A 15,030-nucleotide genomic window follows, 5' to 3' on the forward strand; every position below is an offset into this window, starting at 1 on the left:
TGTTTCAAAGCTGAAAAAGATCGTCACCCTTGTGTGAGGGGGCTGCACAGCCAGCCCGAAACCCCCGATAAAGCCCCCAGAACAACCGCATACAATCGCATACAAAGGAACGCTCGCCATGAAAAACACCGTCTTCACCATTCTCGCCGCCGGGGCCTTCGCCACCATCGCATTCGACGCATTCGGTCAGGGGCTGTCACCGCTCTTTGGCTATGCCAAGCTCGCCCCTGTCGGCCTCGCCAACCAGACGATCAAGACCGTCTTCGGGGCCAGCCCCTCCGGCCTCGCCCATCTGCTACATGTCTTTACCGGCATGGTCGCCTACACGCTGGGCTACCTGCTGATCGCACGCCCCCTGCAACAACGCATCATGCCGTCCCTGCCATGGGTCGCGACCGCCACGGCCTATGGCGTCGTCCTGTGGGTCTTTGCGCTCTACATCATGGCGCATCTGGTGGCTGGCAACAAACCCTTCCTCGGCTTCACCGGGATCACCTGGGTCGCACTCTGGGGCCATATCGTCTTCGCCCTCGTCGCCGCCTGGGTGATGGAGGCGCGCGGGATCGTCAAATCACCTGTCACGCTGCAACCCGCCCACGCCTGAAAACCACGCTCCCTCCTCTGAACGAAACAGCCGGGCCCAGCCCGGTTGTCTTCGTTTTGAGATCGACGAGACGAAACATCGGTTTTGCGGGACTTTGTCACCGTTGGACATGCTGGTCATCGTGGCTAAGCTACCCTTATGACCATAGCTGGAATTGATCACGCCGCCGTGCCAATTGGAAACGTCGAGGAGATGCTCTCTTTCTACGCATCACTTGGCTTCTCGGTTCGTTCCTTCGGCGATGACGATCTTCCAATCCATGCGGTAATGCTGGACAATATCCGTCTGAATTTCCATGAGCCAAAGACTTGGAAAACTGCAGATTTTCCGCGTGGACCCAACGCGTTACCCGGTTGTGGCGACTTTTGCTTTGTGTGGGACGGTACGGTCGAAGAAGCGGTCGAATTCGTTTGTGAAAAGGGAGTTCAAATCGAGTTTGGGCCTGTAGAACGGACAGGCGCGCGTGCGCAAAGCCGAGAAATCGGTGACAGCATTTACTTCCGTGACCCCGATCAGAACCTACTGGAATTCATCATATATCGCCGGTCGACCTAGAATAACTCGTAATAGTTTTGTTGGCAGGTATGGGCTCAAACCGGCCATCCAACTCAGCCCGCGATCACCTTCAACGCCCGTCCGCGTATTCAGCAGGCCCCTTGATTTCCAGCTTGTTCCCAAACGGATCAAAGATGTAGAACGAATGCCCGACGCCGCGTGCCCCGCCATGGACGGCCTCGCGGTCAATCTTGATCCCGTGGGCGGCCAAATGGGCGCGCAATGCGTCCGGCGCAAAGGGGGATGTGGCAATGCACAGGTGATCCATGTTCCGACCACCCGCGACCGGCGGTACGGCATGGGCGGCTCCCGGGTGCGTCGTGTCCCACAGCACGATCAGCGCGGCCCCGGCCCAGACCCAGACCTGCTCCATCCCCAGAGCGGGATAGGAATAGCCTTGCACACAGCCCAATACGTCATAGTAAAACGCCAGCGCCTTCTCCATGTCATCGACCAGCAGCACCACATGGTCGATGCCCACAAGGGTGAAAGGGACCGTCATGCTGCGTCCCAGACCGGGCACCATGGCCCGTCCACCAAACGCATATCCTTGTCCAGCGCATCAATCGCGACAATCTGTGCTGCCGTCAGGGTCAGATCACTCGCCGCCAAATTCTCGGCGATCCGGGCCGGGCTGCCCGCAGACGGGATGACCACATAGCCCTTGGACATCAACCACGCCAGTGCGACCTGCGACGCGGTCCCACCAAGCTCGGCCCCGATCTGTTGCAGCACCGGATCATCCACAACCGCACCCCGCGCCAGCGGCGAATAGGCGGTCATGCGGATACCCTTGGCCGCGCAATGCTCTACAATCGGGCGATTGTGCAGATACACATGTAATTCCACCTGATTGGTCAACAACGGGCGGTCACCCAACAGGTCCAGCGCCTTGTCCAGATAGGGCTTGGTAAAGTTCGATACCCCAATGTTTCGGCAAAGGCCTGCGTCATAAACGGCGGCAAACTGGGCCATGTAATCCGCAATGTCGTATTCATCCTTGATCGACGGGTAGTGCAGCAGCAACAAATCAACCGGTCCAACGCCCAGCTTTTCCAGCGATGCCTCCACATGCTGGCGAACCTGACCGGGGCCAAAGCTTTCGGGGGCCACCTTTGTCGTCACCCATAGATCTTCGCGGGGCAGGTCAAACGCGGCGATGGCGCGGCCGACGAATTCTTCATTCTGATATCCTTCGGCGCAATCCAGATGGCGGTATCCGGCCTCAAGCGCGGCCAGTGTACCTTGATAAGCCGCCCCATCCGGCCTGTTCCACGTGCCATATCCAATCTGCGGAATCGTATCCATGCGGCGACCTTCTCTGCATTTTTCTTAGAACTATAACGATTACGAAAGAAGCGCCAGCGCAGTATTGCCCCGGCAATTCAGTCCAACTGACCGCCCAGGTCCAATCCTTTGAGGATCTCATCAGCCGACATCGCCTTCTTGCCGGGCCGCTGCGCGCGCGTCACTTCGACCGCACCCTCCCCGCAGGCAATGGTAAAACCACCCAGCACCTGACCGGGATCACCGGCACCCGTTGCCAACCGCGACCCCAGCAGCTTGACCCGTTCACCCTGAACGTCACACCAGGCCCCGGGAAAAGGCGACAAGCCCCGGACCAGACGGTCCACGTCAACCGCCGGTCGGGTCCAGTCCACCCGCGCCTCGGCCTTGTCGATCTTGGCGGCATAGGTCACGCCATCCTCGGGCTGCGCATCCGGCGTCAGGTCCGGCAAACGGGCCAGCGCATCGATCACCAGTCGGGCCCCCATCCCCGACAAACGGTCGTGCAGGGCGCCGGTCGTCTCTTCCGCCCCGATATCCGTCGACTCGCGCAGCAGAACCGGGCCGGTATCCAGCCCGGCCTCCATCTGCATGATGCACACGCCGGTCTGCGCATCGCCCGCCATTACAGCGCGATGGATCGGCGCGGCACCTCGCCAGCGCGGCAAAAGCGATGCATGGATATTCAGGCACCCATGACGCGGGGCGTCCAGCACCACCTGCGGCAGGATCAACCCATAGGCAACAACCACGGCCACATCCGCATCCAGCGCGGCAAAGGCCACCTGCTCCTCCACCCCCTTCAACGACACCGGGTGACGCACCATCAAACCGAGCGCCTCAGCCCGGCGCTGAACGGGCGACTGACGATCCTTTTTCCCCCGGCCTGCGGGACGGGGCGGCTGGCAATAAACAGCAACGATGTCATGACCGGCTGCGTGCAGGGCCTCCAGCACCGGCACCGAAAAATCAGGCGTGCCCATAAAGATGATTTTCACAATATCGCCCCCGGCCAACTGCGCGCGTTCCGGCACTCAGTTAGGCCAATCAGGCGTATATCGCAACGCAGCAACGGATCGGCTCGATAGTTAAATTTCCTTTAACACGCCGCAAAATAACCATGTTTCGTTGGGCACGATGAAACCTCATATATTTTAACAACCGTAAGGAAGCGAAAATGTTGTTCAAAATACTTGGGGGCATTCTGGTGCTTTGGGGCATCGCCGACCTGGTCATGGGCATGCAAGGCATGGATCTTTGGGCGCGTGTCGGTATCACCCTGCCCGCGATCGTCTGGAGCTTTTCACATTGGATCGCGATCATCGCCGGCGGTATCGTCTTCTCGATGGGCAGCGCAGATGAAGAACAAGAAGCGCCGCACGAATAGGTACCAACAATAACGACACACCGGTTCAGATGAGCTCTTTCAATCCTGTTGGTGTGTCAATCCGTGCGCTATAACGGATCCTTGGTCCCTGCGTGACAGCGGGCGGTCGATCAATCGACAAGTCATAATACAGCGCCTCGACCCCCACCGGGTCGGGGCAGGCAAGCCCGAACCACCGCAAACGCGCACCCATGTCAGGAATGTCGGCCATTGCCGTCGGATCACCACGATGGTCGATCAGCGATGGGGCCGCGCCACCCAACGGCAGCGACCCATCGGCACGAATGGCAAAGCCAAAGGCCGGTTCCTCCGGCGGAAGCGGTACAACATCGCCGTAAATCGCGCGATGGGCGGAAACGACCGTCTGAATTGCATCAGTGCTGGCGACCCACCCTCGCAAACGTCGCCCATCCTCCCAGTCGGCCCGAACCTGTTCCTGATTATCCAGTCCAAACCAGCGCGCACGCGCAGGGGCGGTCCCGTCCGGGTCCAGCGCAACGATCTCCAGATAGACATTCCCGCCCAGCTGCAACCTGTGATTATGCGTGCCCATATAAAGGTGGCGCGTCCCGAACGGCACATCCAGATCAAGGCAGTCGCGCACATGTGCCGCCCCCTCGGCCAGCGTTGGGGCAATGACGGTCAAATGGTCAAGTCTCAGCATTCACAGCCCTGCGGAAAAGTTAGCGCACCTGCAACTTCTTCGCCTTCTTGATCAGCATATCGCGCTTCACCCGGCGAAGATGGTCAAAAAACATCTTGCCCTGCAAATGATCAATCTGGTGCTGGACCGAGGTAGCCCAGAGACCGACAAAATCCTTGCGGTCCCACACCCCGTCTTCATTCATGAAACGGACCGTCACGGCGCGGGGACGTTTCAGCTTGGCCCAGACACCGGGCAGATTGGGTGATCCCTCTTCATGCTCACGGTACTCCACGCTCGCGTGCAGAATTTCAGGGTTGGCCATGCGCACTGCCTGACCGCGCGTTTCAGACGCATCGACGACGGCAAGGGCCAACCCGATACCCAATTGCGGGGCAGCCAGCCCGACACCGGGCATCGTATCCATCGCCGAAATCATCTCATCCCAGATTGCCCGCACCTCGTCCGTGACCGCATCAACCGGTTGCGCAGGCGTGCGCAGGGCCGGATGCGGCCACATGACGTAAGGGCGATGGGTCATACCTCTGTCCCGGTATCCGTGATCAGCACGCCGTTCAGATGGTCCAGCTCGTGACAGACACAAACGGCACCAACACCGTGAAAGCGGGTGGTCTGGCGAATACCGGCAGGGCTGTTCCAGCCCAGATCAACCCAGACAGGGCGGGCCACATTGAATGTGCGATCCGGGATCGACAGGCAGGCCTCTGGTCCCAATTGGCTGAATGGGGCGGCTTCGACAATCTCGGGGTTCACGAACGCAATCGGGTGCTTTTCACCCTCTTTCCAGGTGGTGTCGATCACGAACATCCGCTGGCTTATACCGACCTGCGGGGCCGCCAGACCACGGCCCTGGGCAGCATACATCGTCTCGAACAGATCAGCGATCAGGGTATCAACAGGTTCACCAAACTGGATCACCGGAGCGGCCGCTTTGCGCAATATCGGGTCGCCGTCAAAGCGCAGGTCAAGAACCGCCATCAGCTGCGGGCCATTTCGCGTTTTAGCTTTTGCATCTTGCGGGTGATCATCTGGCGCTTCAGCGGCTTGAGGTAGTCGATGAACAGCTTGCCATCCAGATGGTCGATCTCATGCTGTACGCAGGTCGCCCACAATCCGTCAAACTTCTCGCGCATCATCTTGCCGTCCAACCCGGTCCATTCCACCTCAACCTCGGCGGGGCGTTCCACATCGGCGTATTGATCGGGGATCGACAGACAGCCCTCTTCATAGACCGACCGATCCTCCGAGGTCCAAACCACCTGCGGATTGATCAGCACCATCGGGCGAGGCGTCGCATCCTCTTCCTTCTCGCAATCCATCACGATCATGCGGGACATCACAGCTACCTGCGGCGCGGCAAGGCCAATGCCCGGCGCGTTATACATCGTCTCAAGCATGTCATCCGCCAACCGGCGCAGGTCGTCATTGACCGATGCAATCGGGTCAGCGACCTTCTTCAGCCTTGGGTCGGGGTGGATCAGGATATTACGCAGTGTCATGCCCCGGATTTAGGCGGCACGGCGATAAATTGCAATGCGGGACAGATGTAATCTTGACGTTACATGAACGCCTCCCCACGTAACCTCAAGGTTACTCACCACAAACGCAAAAGAAAAGGAGCACTCATGTCTGCCAACCCCATCAGCCGCGTTCGTCTCCTCGGCAGTGCGGCCATTGTCATCACCACAGCCGCCGCATTAATTGCGGCTGTCCTGTCCATCGGGCCATCCGGGCTCACCTGGGCCTTTATCATCGGGGGTATCGCTATCGGATACGCCATCCTATCCTTCGTGCTGCACCTGCGTTACCCCGATGCCGCAGATGCCGCATGGGACGAACAAAACAACCAGGCACATCGCGACAGCCTGATTTTCGGGTTCTGGGCCGTGCTTGCGGTGTTCCTCGTCTTTCTTGTCCTCTCGCTGACGGACAGGATGAACCCGGCCATGGCCTTCTATTGGCTGGGACCCGTGCTTGGTGCCGTGCCGCCCGCCCACTACCTCGTCTCCATCATGCGCGGCCGCGCTGAATGAGCGGCAAGCTCATCGTGCATCTGCGCGCCCACCGCACCAAGGCCGGCCTGACCCAGGCCGCACTGGCCGACGCGGTGGGCGTATCACGCAAGACGATCAATACGATTGAAAACGGGGTCTTCACCCCTTCCACGATCCTTGCGCTGACACTCGCAGAGGAACTTGATTGCAGCGTCCACGATCTGTTTGAATTGCCGGATGAGCCTGACTGATACCATCATCACCGATGCGGCCTCCGCCAGCACAGAAGACCTTTGCGCGGCCATGGCCAGCGCATTTTCGGACTATGCCATTCCGATCAACCTGACGGTGCCCACCTTCCGGTTCATCATGAAACAACGCGGGTACAGCCCCGACGCGTCACGCATCGCCATAATCAACGGCCAGATCGCAGCCATCTGGCTCGTCTCGGTGCGGGGGGAGGCATCCTACCTGATCTCCAGCGGTACCGTGCCGCAGCATCGCGGACGGGGCCTTGCCAAAGACCTCGCGCACAGTGCGCTGGAAGGCTTGCAGCGCCGCGGTACCATGACCTTCCAAACCGAAGTGCTTGTCGAAAACACCACCGCTGCGCGGCTCTACCGCAAACTCGGCATGCGCAAGCGGCGGGACCTGTCCTGCTACACCCTGACCGGACCACAACCGGCAAAAGAGAACCTACCGCCAGTCCGCGAAATTCCCTGGTCCGATATCGCAGACACCGTGAATACGCTGCGCGACTGGGGGCCGTCCTGGCAGAACAGCGATCCATCCATCACCGCCATTGCTGATCAGGTCCGCTGCTTTGCCACCTATGACGACAGCACCCTCTCCGGCTATGCCGTGCTTGTGCCCGACAGCGGCAGCCTGATGCAAATCGGCGTCCACCCAGATGCACGGCGGCAGGGGATCGGCACCGCCCTGATCAACCACGCCCTGACAGCCACACCAACCGGACAATTGCGGCTGATCAATGTGGACGCGGCCGACCATGGGTTCGCCCAGTTCATGCGCGCCGTCCCTTCCGAACAAACCCAGGGGCAGTTCGAACTGATCATGGCGCTGAACGACCATGCCTAAACCGTCGCATTTTCCACCTTGCACTCCGCCGCACCTGCCGTAGCCTGCGCCAACCAACAGCGGAGAGCCCAATGACATTCGACCACGCCCCCGACCGCCGCAACACACACTGCGTGAAATGGGACGGGATGGAGCAATACTACGGCGTCAGCCCGGATGAGGGCCTGTCCATGTGGGTCGCCGATATGGAGTTCCGGGCCCCCGACTGCATCCAGAAGGCCGTGCAGGATATGGTCGATCACGGGGTCTACGGCTATTTCGGGGATGACAGCAGATACCTCGCCGCCATCCAATGGTGGATGGACACACGGCACGGCTGGAAAATCGACCCCTCCTGGATCTTCACCACCCATGGGCTCGTCAACGGGACCGCAATGTGCGTCGATGCCTTCACCAATCCCGGCGACGGGATCGTCCTTTTCACCCCGGTCTACCACGCCTTCGCTCGGGTGATCGCCGCCGCTGACCGGCAGGTGGTTGAATGCGAACTGGTCAACACCAATGGCCGCTACGAAATGGATTTCACCGCCTATGATGCCCAGATGACGGGGAATGAACGGATGGTCATCCTCTGCTCGCCCCATAATCCCGGCGGGCGGGTCTGGACGCGGGCCGAATTGCAGGCGGTCGCGGCCTTCGCCAAACGGCACGAACTGATCCTGGTCAGCGACGAAATCCACCACGACCTGACCATGCCGGGGCAGACCCACATCCCCATGGCCCATATCGACGGGATCACCGACCGGCTGATCATGATGACGGCGACCACCAAGACCTTCAACATCGCAGGGTCCCATTCCGGCAACGTGATCATCGAAGACCCCGACCTGCGCGCGCGTTTCGGCAAACGAATGGCGGGCCTTGGCATGTCACCCAACAGCTTTGGGCTGCACATGGCGACAGCGGCCTATTCGCCCGAAGGGGCGACATGGGTGGATGAACTCCGACTGTATCTCGATGAAAACCGCCAACACTTCGATGCAGGCATCAACGCCATCCCCGGCCTCGCCTCCATGCCTCTCGAGGCCACCTACCTCGCCTGGGTCGATTTCGCGAATACGGGGATGAGCCGGGAGGAATTCACGGCAAGGGTGGAACAACACGCCAAAATCGCCGCCAACCACGGACCGACCTTCGGCAAAGGAGGAGAAAATTTCCTGCGGTTCAACCTCGGGGCACCGAAGGCGCAAATCGAGGATGCAATCGGGCGGTTGCAGACAGCGTTCGGGGATTTGCAGTAGGGGTGAAGAGGGCTTGTGAGGCGTGATCATGGGCGGGAACCGGACCTTCGCTGCAAGTGCGCACACCCGCAATCGCACTAAGCAAAGCTGACATTCCCTGCTAAATCAAGTGCTGTAGCACCGAAAGACGCGCCTTCTGTTGAGGCGTGGGGCAGTTCATGGCTGTGCATCACCGGCAGGGGACGTTAGCTTGAGCCTCAAAGTACTTTTTGAGGTTTGCACTTGAAAATCATCGACAACATTTCTGTCCTCTTGGGAGATGAGCTGAAGGCAGGGTCCGAAGCCGGTGCGAAAATCCGGGTGGCGGCCAATTGCTTCTCAATATTTGCATACGACGCACTGCGGGATGAATTGGAAAGCGTCGAAGAGCTCGAGTTCATCCTGACAGATCCGACGTTCATTCCGAACGAAGCTCTCGGTCGTTCGAGGAAAGAGAAACGAGAGTTCTTTATCCCGAAACAGCTCAGGGAAACCGCTCTTTACGGCACAGAATTTGAAATTCACCTTCGGAACAAATTGACCCAAAAAGCCATCGCAAAACAGTGCGCCGACTGGATCCGGAGGAAAGCGACCTTTAAATCCAACGCTACTGATGCCCCGATGCAGCAGTTCGCGACCATTGAAGCGCGCAAGGGAAACAAGGTTTTCTCGCCTATCAGTGGGTTTTCAGCCGTCGATTTGGGCTACCAGCCTGGCAACGCTGTTTCGAATTTCACGCATGCTTTCGAAGATGATCTGTCTGCAAAAACTTATCTTTCGTTGTTTGATCAGGTCTGGGCCAACCCCGCAAACGTTCAAGATGTGACGGATCAAGTCCTTCAGCACATTGAGGCCGTCTACCAAGAGAATTCGCCGCAAAGGATTTACTTCCTGATCCTGTACAACATCTTCAGGGAATTCCTTGAGCAGGTCGACGAGGATGTGCTGCCCAATGACCAAACGGGATACTTGGATAGCCTCGTCTGGAACAAGCTGTTCAACTATCAACGAGACGCTGCCACTGGGGTAATTAACAAGCTGGAAACCTATGACGGCTGCATCCTTGCGGACAGCGTCGGCTTGGGAAAAACGTTCACCGCGCTTGCTGTCGTTAAATACTATGAACTACGGAACAAATCTGTCCTGGTTCTCTGCCCCAAGAAGCTTGCAGACAATTGGCGCAACTACAACACGAACCTCAAGACAAACCTCTTTGCAGGCGACCGCTTCAACTATGATGTCCTCTGCCACACCGACCTCTCCAGAACATCGGGCGAGTCTTTGGGCATCCCGCTCGATCGGGTCAATTGGGGCAATTATGATCTGGTCGTCATCGATGAGTCTCACAACTTCCGAAACAACGACGTCTACAAAGATCGGGAAACTCGGTACCAGAAGCTGATGAACAAGGTCATCAGATCCGGCGTGAAGACAAAAGTTTTGATGCTTTCCGCGACCCCCGTTAACAACAGGTTCACCGACCTACGCAACCAGCTCGCATTGGCATACGAGGGGCATTCGGACACCTTGAGCCGAAACCTGAAGGCCAAATCCAGTGTTGAAGAGATTTTCCGGAAGGCTCAAACCGCCTTCAATACTTGGTCAGAGCTACCTTCAGCGGAACGCACAGCACAATCCATTCTCAGAGCGCTGGATCTTGATTTCTTTGAGCTCTTGGACTCGGTGACGATTGCACGTTCTCGCAAGCATATCGAGCAATTCTACGATACGGCCGACATCGGGCAATTCCCCGAGCGTAAGAAGCCCATTTCCCATCACCTCCCGATCACGTTCCGCGAGGATGTCGTGGGGTTCGACGAGATATATCGAGACTTATCCCTGCTGAAAATGGCTGTCTATGCGCCGGTGAACTACATCCAACCGAGCCGCCTTAGAAAATATGAGGCGCTCTACGACACCAAAACAGAAGGCTCCAAAGGCACGCTGCGCCAGGCCGATCGCGAGCGCAGCCTGCAAGCGCTGATGACGACGAACCTTCTGAAGCGCCTTGAAAGTTCTGTAGAGGCGTTCCGCCTCACATTGGGTGCGCTTGACCGAAACATCGGCGCGATGCTGACGGCCATTGATCGTTTCGAGGCGAGTGGCGGCAACGGCAGGATTGAAGACGTTTTCAATGACGTGGACAACTTGGACACCGATGATGATGACCTGTCGGGACTCGGCGAATTCACGATCGGCAAGAAGATCCAAATCGACCTCGCTGATATGGATATCCCGACTTGGAAAGCTGACCTGGGCGGCGACCGCGAGATCATTCAGGGTCTCTTGGCTGAGATGGACAAGGTTGGCGTTGAAGAGGATGCCAAGCTCCAGCACCTAATTGACGTCATCAAGCAGAAGATGGCCTCTCCCCTGAACCCAGGCAATCGCAAGGTTTTGATCTTCACCGCTTACGCTGACACCGCCGAATATCTTTATCGCCACGTTGCGCCCGCCCTCAAAGGCGCGATGGGGTCCGAGACGGGCATTGTCACAGGATCAGGGAACCCCAAAACGACCCTGAAGCCTCACTACGATTTCCAGTCGGTGCTGACACTCTTCGCCCCCAAGGCGAAAGAGAAGGCGCTGATCATGCCAGAGGTGCTAGAAGAGCTAGACATCCTCATCGGCACCGACTGCATTTCAGAAGGGCAAAACCTTCAGGACTGCGACTACCTCATCAACTACGACATCCACTGGAACCCGGTCCGCATCGTGCAGCGCTTTGGCCGGGTTGACCGGATCGGCTCGCCAAACACCGCCATTCAGCTGGTCAACTACTGGCCCGACATCTCGCTGGACGAGTACATCAACCTCAAGGAACGGGTCGAAAACCGGATGCACATCGTCGACCTCACCGGTACCGGCGAAGACAACGTGCTGACGGCGAAAAGCAGTGACGTCGCCTACCGCAAGGACCAGTTGCAGCGCCTGCAGGAAGAGGTGATTGAACTCGAAGACGTCAAAACCGGCGTTTCGATCACAGACCTGGGCCTGAACGACTTCCGCATGGACCTGCTGAACTACACAAAGGAAAATGGCGATCTGGCGGGCCAACCCAAAGGCCTGCACGCTATCGTCCCGTCCAACCCCGCGAAAGGCCTGCAGTCCGGCGTGATCTTTGCCCTGCGCAACATCCACCCGGATGTGAACGTCAACCAGCAGAACCGGCTGCATCCATACTATCTGATCTACCTCGACACTGACGCGAACGTCATCGCCGACCACACCGAGGTCAAACGCCTGCTCGACCTGATCCGCTCCAGCTGCAAGGGGCTCGACCAGCCGATCAAAGCGCTCTGTGATGCCTTCAATGCAGAAACGAAAGACGGGCGCGAGATGGGCAAATACTCAGAACTTCTCAGCGACGCGATCAAATCCATGATTGAGGTGAAGGAAGAGCGCGACCTCGACAGCCTCTTCTCCGGCGGGCACACAACGGCGCTGACCCACACCATCGCCGGTCTCGATGACTTTGAGCTGCTCGCCTTTATGGTCGTGAGGGACGCTGCATGACCGGGCTTTACGATTACCCCAAATCGACGCTCCTGAAACGTGTCGTGCCCAAAACGCGGATCTATGACCGGGTTCAGGCCACCACCGCGCTCAAGGACAAATTCGTCGCGCAAGTGGACCAGATCACATGGCGGGCAAAGCTGGCACCGGAAACGATCAACCTCCCTGCCACCAAATCCGTGCCGGAAATACAGGTGGTCCGCATCACGCTGAAAACCGATGCGACGCAGGACGACGTGCTGAGGGCCATCGATCGCGCCATCCCCTTTCCGATCCTGTTTGAGCTGGAACAGGACGGGCAAATCCAAATTGCCGCCGCCCACAAACGGCCGTCAGAGGCGGACGCGGCAAAATGGGTGCTCTCGGACTATCTGCGCTCGGATTGGCTGCCAGCGGGCACGCCCCGCAGCTCATTGCCTGTGGCGCTGAACCTTGGCGTGCTTTATGAACAGATCCTGACGGCGCTCATGCCGATTGTGCCGCAAACCGCGGAATCCTTGAGCGCGCGGATGGACCGGACGCACGCCCTGAAAACCAAAGAGCGTGAGATCAGCCAGCTAAAATCCAAGTTGAAACGCGAGACGCAATTCAACATCAAAATGACACTGCACGGTCAGCTGCGTGACGCGCAGGCGGACTTCGAGCATCTGAAAAAGCCGGAATAGGCAGAGGGACGATAATGAGTGACGAGATCGAAAAGCTGAAAATGCACAGCCCTGACCTGACGCAGGACAACATCGCCAAGATCCGCGCACTCTTCCCCGGCTGCGTGACCGAGGCGGCGGGCGCGGATGGCAAGCTGCGTCTGGCGGTGGATTTTGACCAGCTGCGCCAAGAGCTGTCGGACAGCATCGTCGAGGGGCCGCAGGAACGCTATCACCTGAACTGGCCGGGCAAGCGCGAAGCGCTGATCACCGCCAACGCCCCCATCGCCAAAACCCTGCGCCCCGCGCGGGAGGAAAGCGTGGACTTCGACACCACCCAGAACCTGTTCATCGAAGGCGACAACCTTGAAGCGCTGAAGCTGCTGCAAGAGACCTATCTGGGCAAGGTCAAGATGATCTACATCGATCCGCCGTACAACACGGGGAAGGACTTCATCTACTCGGATAACTTTTCGGAGTGCTCAGACGAGTTTCTTACAAGGTCCAACCAAGTCGATGAATCCGGAAACCGATTGGTTGCAAACACGCTCTCAAACGGACGGTTTCACTCCGATTGGTTGTCCATGATGTACTCGCGTCTGAAATTGGCAAGGAACCTGCTTGCCGATGATGGTGTAATTCTTGCATCGATCGACGATGCAGAAACCGCCAACCTCAAACGGCTGCTGGATGAAGTTTTTGGGGAAGACAACTTCATCGATACAATTGCGGTTGAGATGTCGACCACGTCCGGCCCAAAAACGGTTAACGCCCAACAAGGTACAATCGTAAAAAACGTCGAGTTTGTACATGTTTACAGAAGAACAGCTGAGTTTGACAAAAAACCACACACGCCTCTTTTTGATGGCATAGACACCTACGACACGCACTATTCAGTGTGGCTGAACGATGATGGAACTCTGGGAACGCTATCCGAAAAGCTTCTTGCCGATGAAAAAGTAGGCGCCGACATTAAGCGTTTTGATCTGTTGCGCCGGAATGCCTTCAGCATCAACGATATAAACCAGCTCTTGGCACTTTCCGAAGCTGCGAAAGAGTTCATCGACTCAAATCTGGAAAGCATCGCTCGTATCGACCGCCCGCCAGTTTCTGCGGGAGGGCAGACCCCGCCCATGGGTCGTTGGGAAAAGTTTGAAGCCGAACATCGTACTTACTATTTGACGACACTCCAAAATGGAACGCTTCAAGCGCTTATGCCGCTATCGCTGAACTTTAGAATGTCCGATGACTACAAACCTCGCTTCGGCAGGACGGTTATCCGTGGTGACCTTTGGAAAGGGTTTCATCAGGACATGGGGAACGTTGCGAAAGAAGGCTCAATGGCCTTTGCCAATGGGAAGAAACCGGTTCGATTGATTAAGCAACTAGTCAGATGGGCTAACAATTCCGATGGTGGCATTGTCATGGATTTTTTTGCAGGTTCGGGCACCACAGGACATGCCGTCATGCAAGCAAACGCAGAGGACGGACAAGCGCGAAAATTTGTGCTGGTTCAACTTGACGAGGAACCAGACCCAAAGTCTGAGGCTGCAAAAGCTGGGTTCAAGACAATCGCGGAAATATCTCGGGAGCGCCTTCGTCGTGCAGGCTCAAAGCTGCTCGAAGGCGAGTGTCACAGCGAATGGAACAAGGACGTAGGCTTTCGCTCGATCAAGATCGACAGCTCCAACATGGCGGATGTGTTCTACACGCCGGATCAGACCTCTCAGGCCGACCTGCTGTCCCGCGTGGACAATATCAAACCAGACCGCACGGCCGAGGATCTGCTCTTTCAGGTGCTGCTCGATTGGGGCGTTGACCTGACCCTGCCCATCCGCCGCGAGACCGTGCAGGGCAAAACCGTCTTCTTCGTTGCCGACACCGCCCTGATGGCCTGTTTCGACGATGGCATCTCCGAGGATTTGGTCAAAGAGCTGGCAAGCCACGCCCCGATGCGGATCGTATTCAAGGACACCGGCTTTGCCGACGACCAGACCAAGATCAACGTGCGCCAGATCTTCAAAGCCATGTCGCCCGACACCGAAGTGAAGGCGATTTGAC

17 protein-coding genes are annotated in these 15,030 nt (G+C 57.8%); 10 read left to right on the forward strand and 7 right to left on the reverse strand.

Annotated features, from left to right (window positions below):
* The first annotated feature begins 118 nt into the window (after positions 1–118).
* A complete protein-coding gene (locus ACFWW2_RS11075) occupies positions 119–604 on the forward strand; it encodes a hypothetical protein (RefSeq protein ID WP_393928119.1) in 486 nt (161 codons plus the stop codon).
* Positions 605–742: 138 nt separating this feature from the next.
* Positions 743–1,159, forward strand: a complete 417-nt coding sequence (locus tag ACFWW2_RS11080) for a VOC family protein (RefSeq protein WP_393928121.1) — start codon at positions 743–745, stop codon at positions 1,157–1,159.
* Positions 1,160–1,229: 70 nt separating this feature from the next.
* Here ACFWW2_RS11080 and ACFWW2_RS11085 read toward each other — a convergent pair whose 3' ends face one another.
* The 3 genes from ACFWW2_RS11085 to fmt all read right to left on the reverse strand — a co-directional run bounded on the left by ACFWW2_RS11085 (position 1,230) and on the right by fmt (position 3,444).
* Entirely contained in the window at positions 1,230–1,661 is a 432-nt protein-coding gene (locus tag ACFWW2_RS11085) for a VOC family protein (protein WP_393928122.1), read from the reverse strand.
* Complete coding sequence (locus tag ACFWW2_RS11090; RefSeq protein ID WP_393928124.1) at positions 1,658–2,467, reverse strand: aldo/keto reductase; 810 nt, start codon at positions 2,465–2,467, stop codon at positions 1,658–1,660. Before ACFWW2_RS11090 ends, ACFWW2_RS11085 begins: the two co-directional genes overlap by 4 nt.
* 77 nt (positions 2,468–2,544) lie before the next feature.
* Positions 2,545–3,444 carry a methionyl-tRNA formyltransferase gene (gene fmt, locus ACFWW2_RS11095; protein ID WP_393928164.1) on the reverse strand — a complete coding sequence of 300 codons (900 nt, stop codon included), beginning with the start codon at positions 3,442–3,444 and terminating at the stop codon, positions 2,545–2,547.
* A 179-nt stretch (positions 3,445–3,623) separates the two neighbouring features.
* Here fmt and ACFWW2_RS11100 point away from each other — a divergent pair, with 179 nt between their 5' ends.
* Positions 3,624–3,833, forward strand: a complete 210-nt coding sequence (locus ACFWW2_RS11100) for a hypothetical protein (protein WP_393928125.1) — start codon at positions 3,624–3,626, stop codon at positions 3,831–3,833.
* Positions 3,834–3,858: 25 nt separating this feature from the next.
* Here ACFWW2_RS11100 and ACFWW2_RS11105 read toward each other — a convergent pair whose 3' ends face one another.
* The 4 genes from ACFWW2_RS11105 to def (ACFWW2_RS11120) are packed head-to-tail and all read right to left on the reverse strand — an operon-like array spanning position 3,859 to position 5,996.
* A complete protein-coding gene (locus tag ACFWW2_RS11105) occupies positions 3,859–4,497 on the reverse strand; it encodes a VOC family protein (RefSeq protein ID WP_393928126.1) in 639 nt (212 codons plus the stop codon).
* 19 nt (positions 4,498–4,516) lie between these two features.
* Positions 4,517–5,017, reverse strand: a complete 501-nt coding sequence (def, locus tag ACFWW2_RS11110) for a peptide deformylase (RefSeq protein WP_393928127.1) — start codon at positions 5,015–5,017, stop codon at positions 4,517–4,519.
* The gene (gene def, locus ACFWW2_RS11115; RefSeq protein WP_393928128.1) at positions 5,014–5,475 is read right to left on the reverse strand and encodes a peptide deformylase; all 462 of its coding nucleotides are present in this window, start codon (positions 5,473–5,475) and stop codon (positions 5,014–5,016) included. The genes def (ACFWW2_RS11110) and def (ACFWW2_RS11115) overlap by 4 nt, the downstream gene beginning before the upstream one ends.
* Positions 5,475–5,996, reverse strand: coding sequence for a peptide deformylase (gene def / locus ACFWW2_RS11120; protein WP_393928129.1), 522 nt, complete (start codon positions 5,994–5,996; stop codon positions 5,475–5,477). The genes def (ACFWW2_RS11115) and def (ACFWW2_RS11120) overlap by 1 nt, the downstream gene beginning before the upstream one ends.
* A gap of 126 nt (positions 5,997–6,122) precedes the next feature.
* Here def (ACFWW2_RS11120) and ACFWW2_RS11125 point away from each other — a divergent pair, with 126 nt between their 5' ends.
* The 7 genes from ACFWW2_RS11125 to ACFWW2_RS11155 all read left to right on the forward strand — a co-directional run bounded on the left by ACFWW2_RS11125 (position 6,123) and on the right by ACFWW2_RS11155 (position 15,029).
* Positions 6,123–6,530 (forward strand): hypothetical protein, encoded by a 408-nt coding sequence (locus tag ACFWW2_RS11125; protein WP_393928130.1) that lies wholly within the window; start codon positions 6,123–6,125, stop codon positions 6,528–6,530.
* Positions 6,527–6,742 carry a helix-turn-helix transcriptional regulator gene (locus tag ACFWW2_RS11130; RefSeq protein ID WP_393928132.1) on the forward strand — a complete coding sequence of 72 codons (216 nt, stop codon included), beginning with the start codon at positions 6,527–6,529 and terminating at the stop codon, positions 6,740–6,742. Before ACFWW2_RS11125 ends, ACFWW2_RS11130 begins: the two co-directional genes overlap by 4 nt.
* A complete protein-coding gene (locus tag ACFWW2_RS11135) occupies positions 6,729–7,589 on the forward strand; it encodes a GNAT family N-acetyltransferase (RefSeq protein WP_393928133.1) in 861 nt (286 codons plus the stop codon). The genes ACFWW2_RS11130 and ACFWW2_RS11135 overlap by 14 nt, the downstream gene beginning before the upstream one ends.
* A gap of 71 nt (positions 7,590–7,660) precedes the next feature.
* Positions 7,661–8,830 carry a MalY/PatB family protein gene (locus ACFWW2_RS11140; protein WP_393928134.1) on the forward strand — a complete coding sequence of 390 codons (1,170 nt, stop codon included), beginning with the start codon at positions 7,661–7,663 and terminating at the stop codon, positions 8,828–8,830.
* Positions 8,831–9,052: 222 nt separating this feature from the next.
* On the forward strand, positions 9,053–12,325 hold the full coding sequence (locus ACFWW2_RS11145) for a helicase-related protein (RefSeq protein ID WP_393928135.1): 3,273 nt from the start codon (positions 9,053–9,055) through the stop codon (positions 12,323–12,325).
* Complete coding sequence (locus ACFWW2_RS11150) at positions 12,322–12,990, forward strand: DUF4391 domain-containing protein (RefSeq protein ID WP_393928136.1); 669 nt, start codon at positions 12,322–12,324, stop codon at positions 12,988–12,990. Before ACFWW2_RS11145 ends, ACFWW2_RS11150 begins: the two co-directional genes overlap by 4 nt.
* Positions 12,991–13,004: 14 nt before the next feature.
* Positions 13,005–15,029: a site-specific DNA-methyltransferase gene (locus ACFWW2_RS11155; protein WP_393928137.1), complete on the forward strand. Its 2,025-nt coding sequence runs from the start codon at positions 13,005–13,007 to the stop codon at positions 15,027–15,029.
* The last annotated feature ends 1 nt before the right edge of the window (position 15,030 follow it).

This window comes from Yoonia sp. R2-816 (assembly GCF_046762905.1).
Taxonomy (GTDB): Bacteria; Pseudomonadota; Alphaproteobacteria; order Rhodobacterales; family Rhodobacteraceae; genus Yoonia.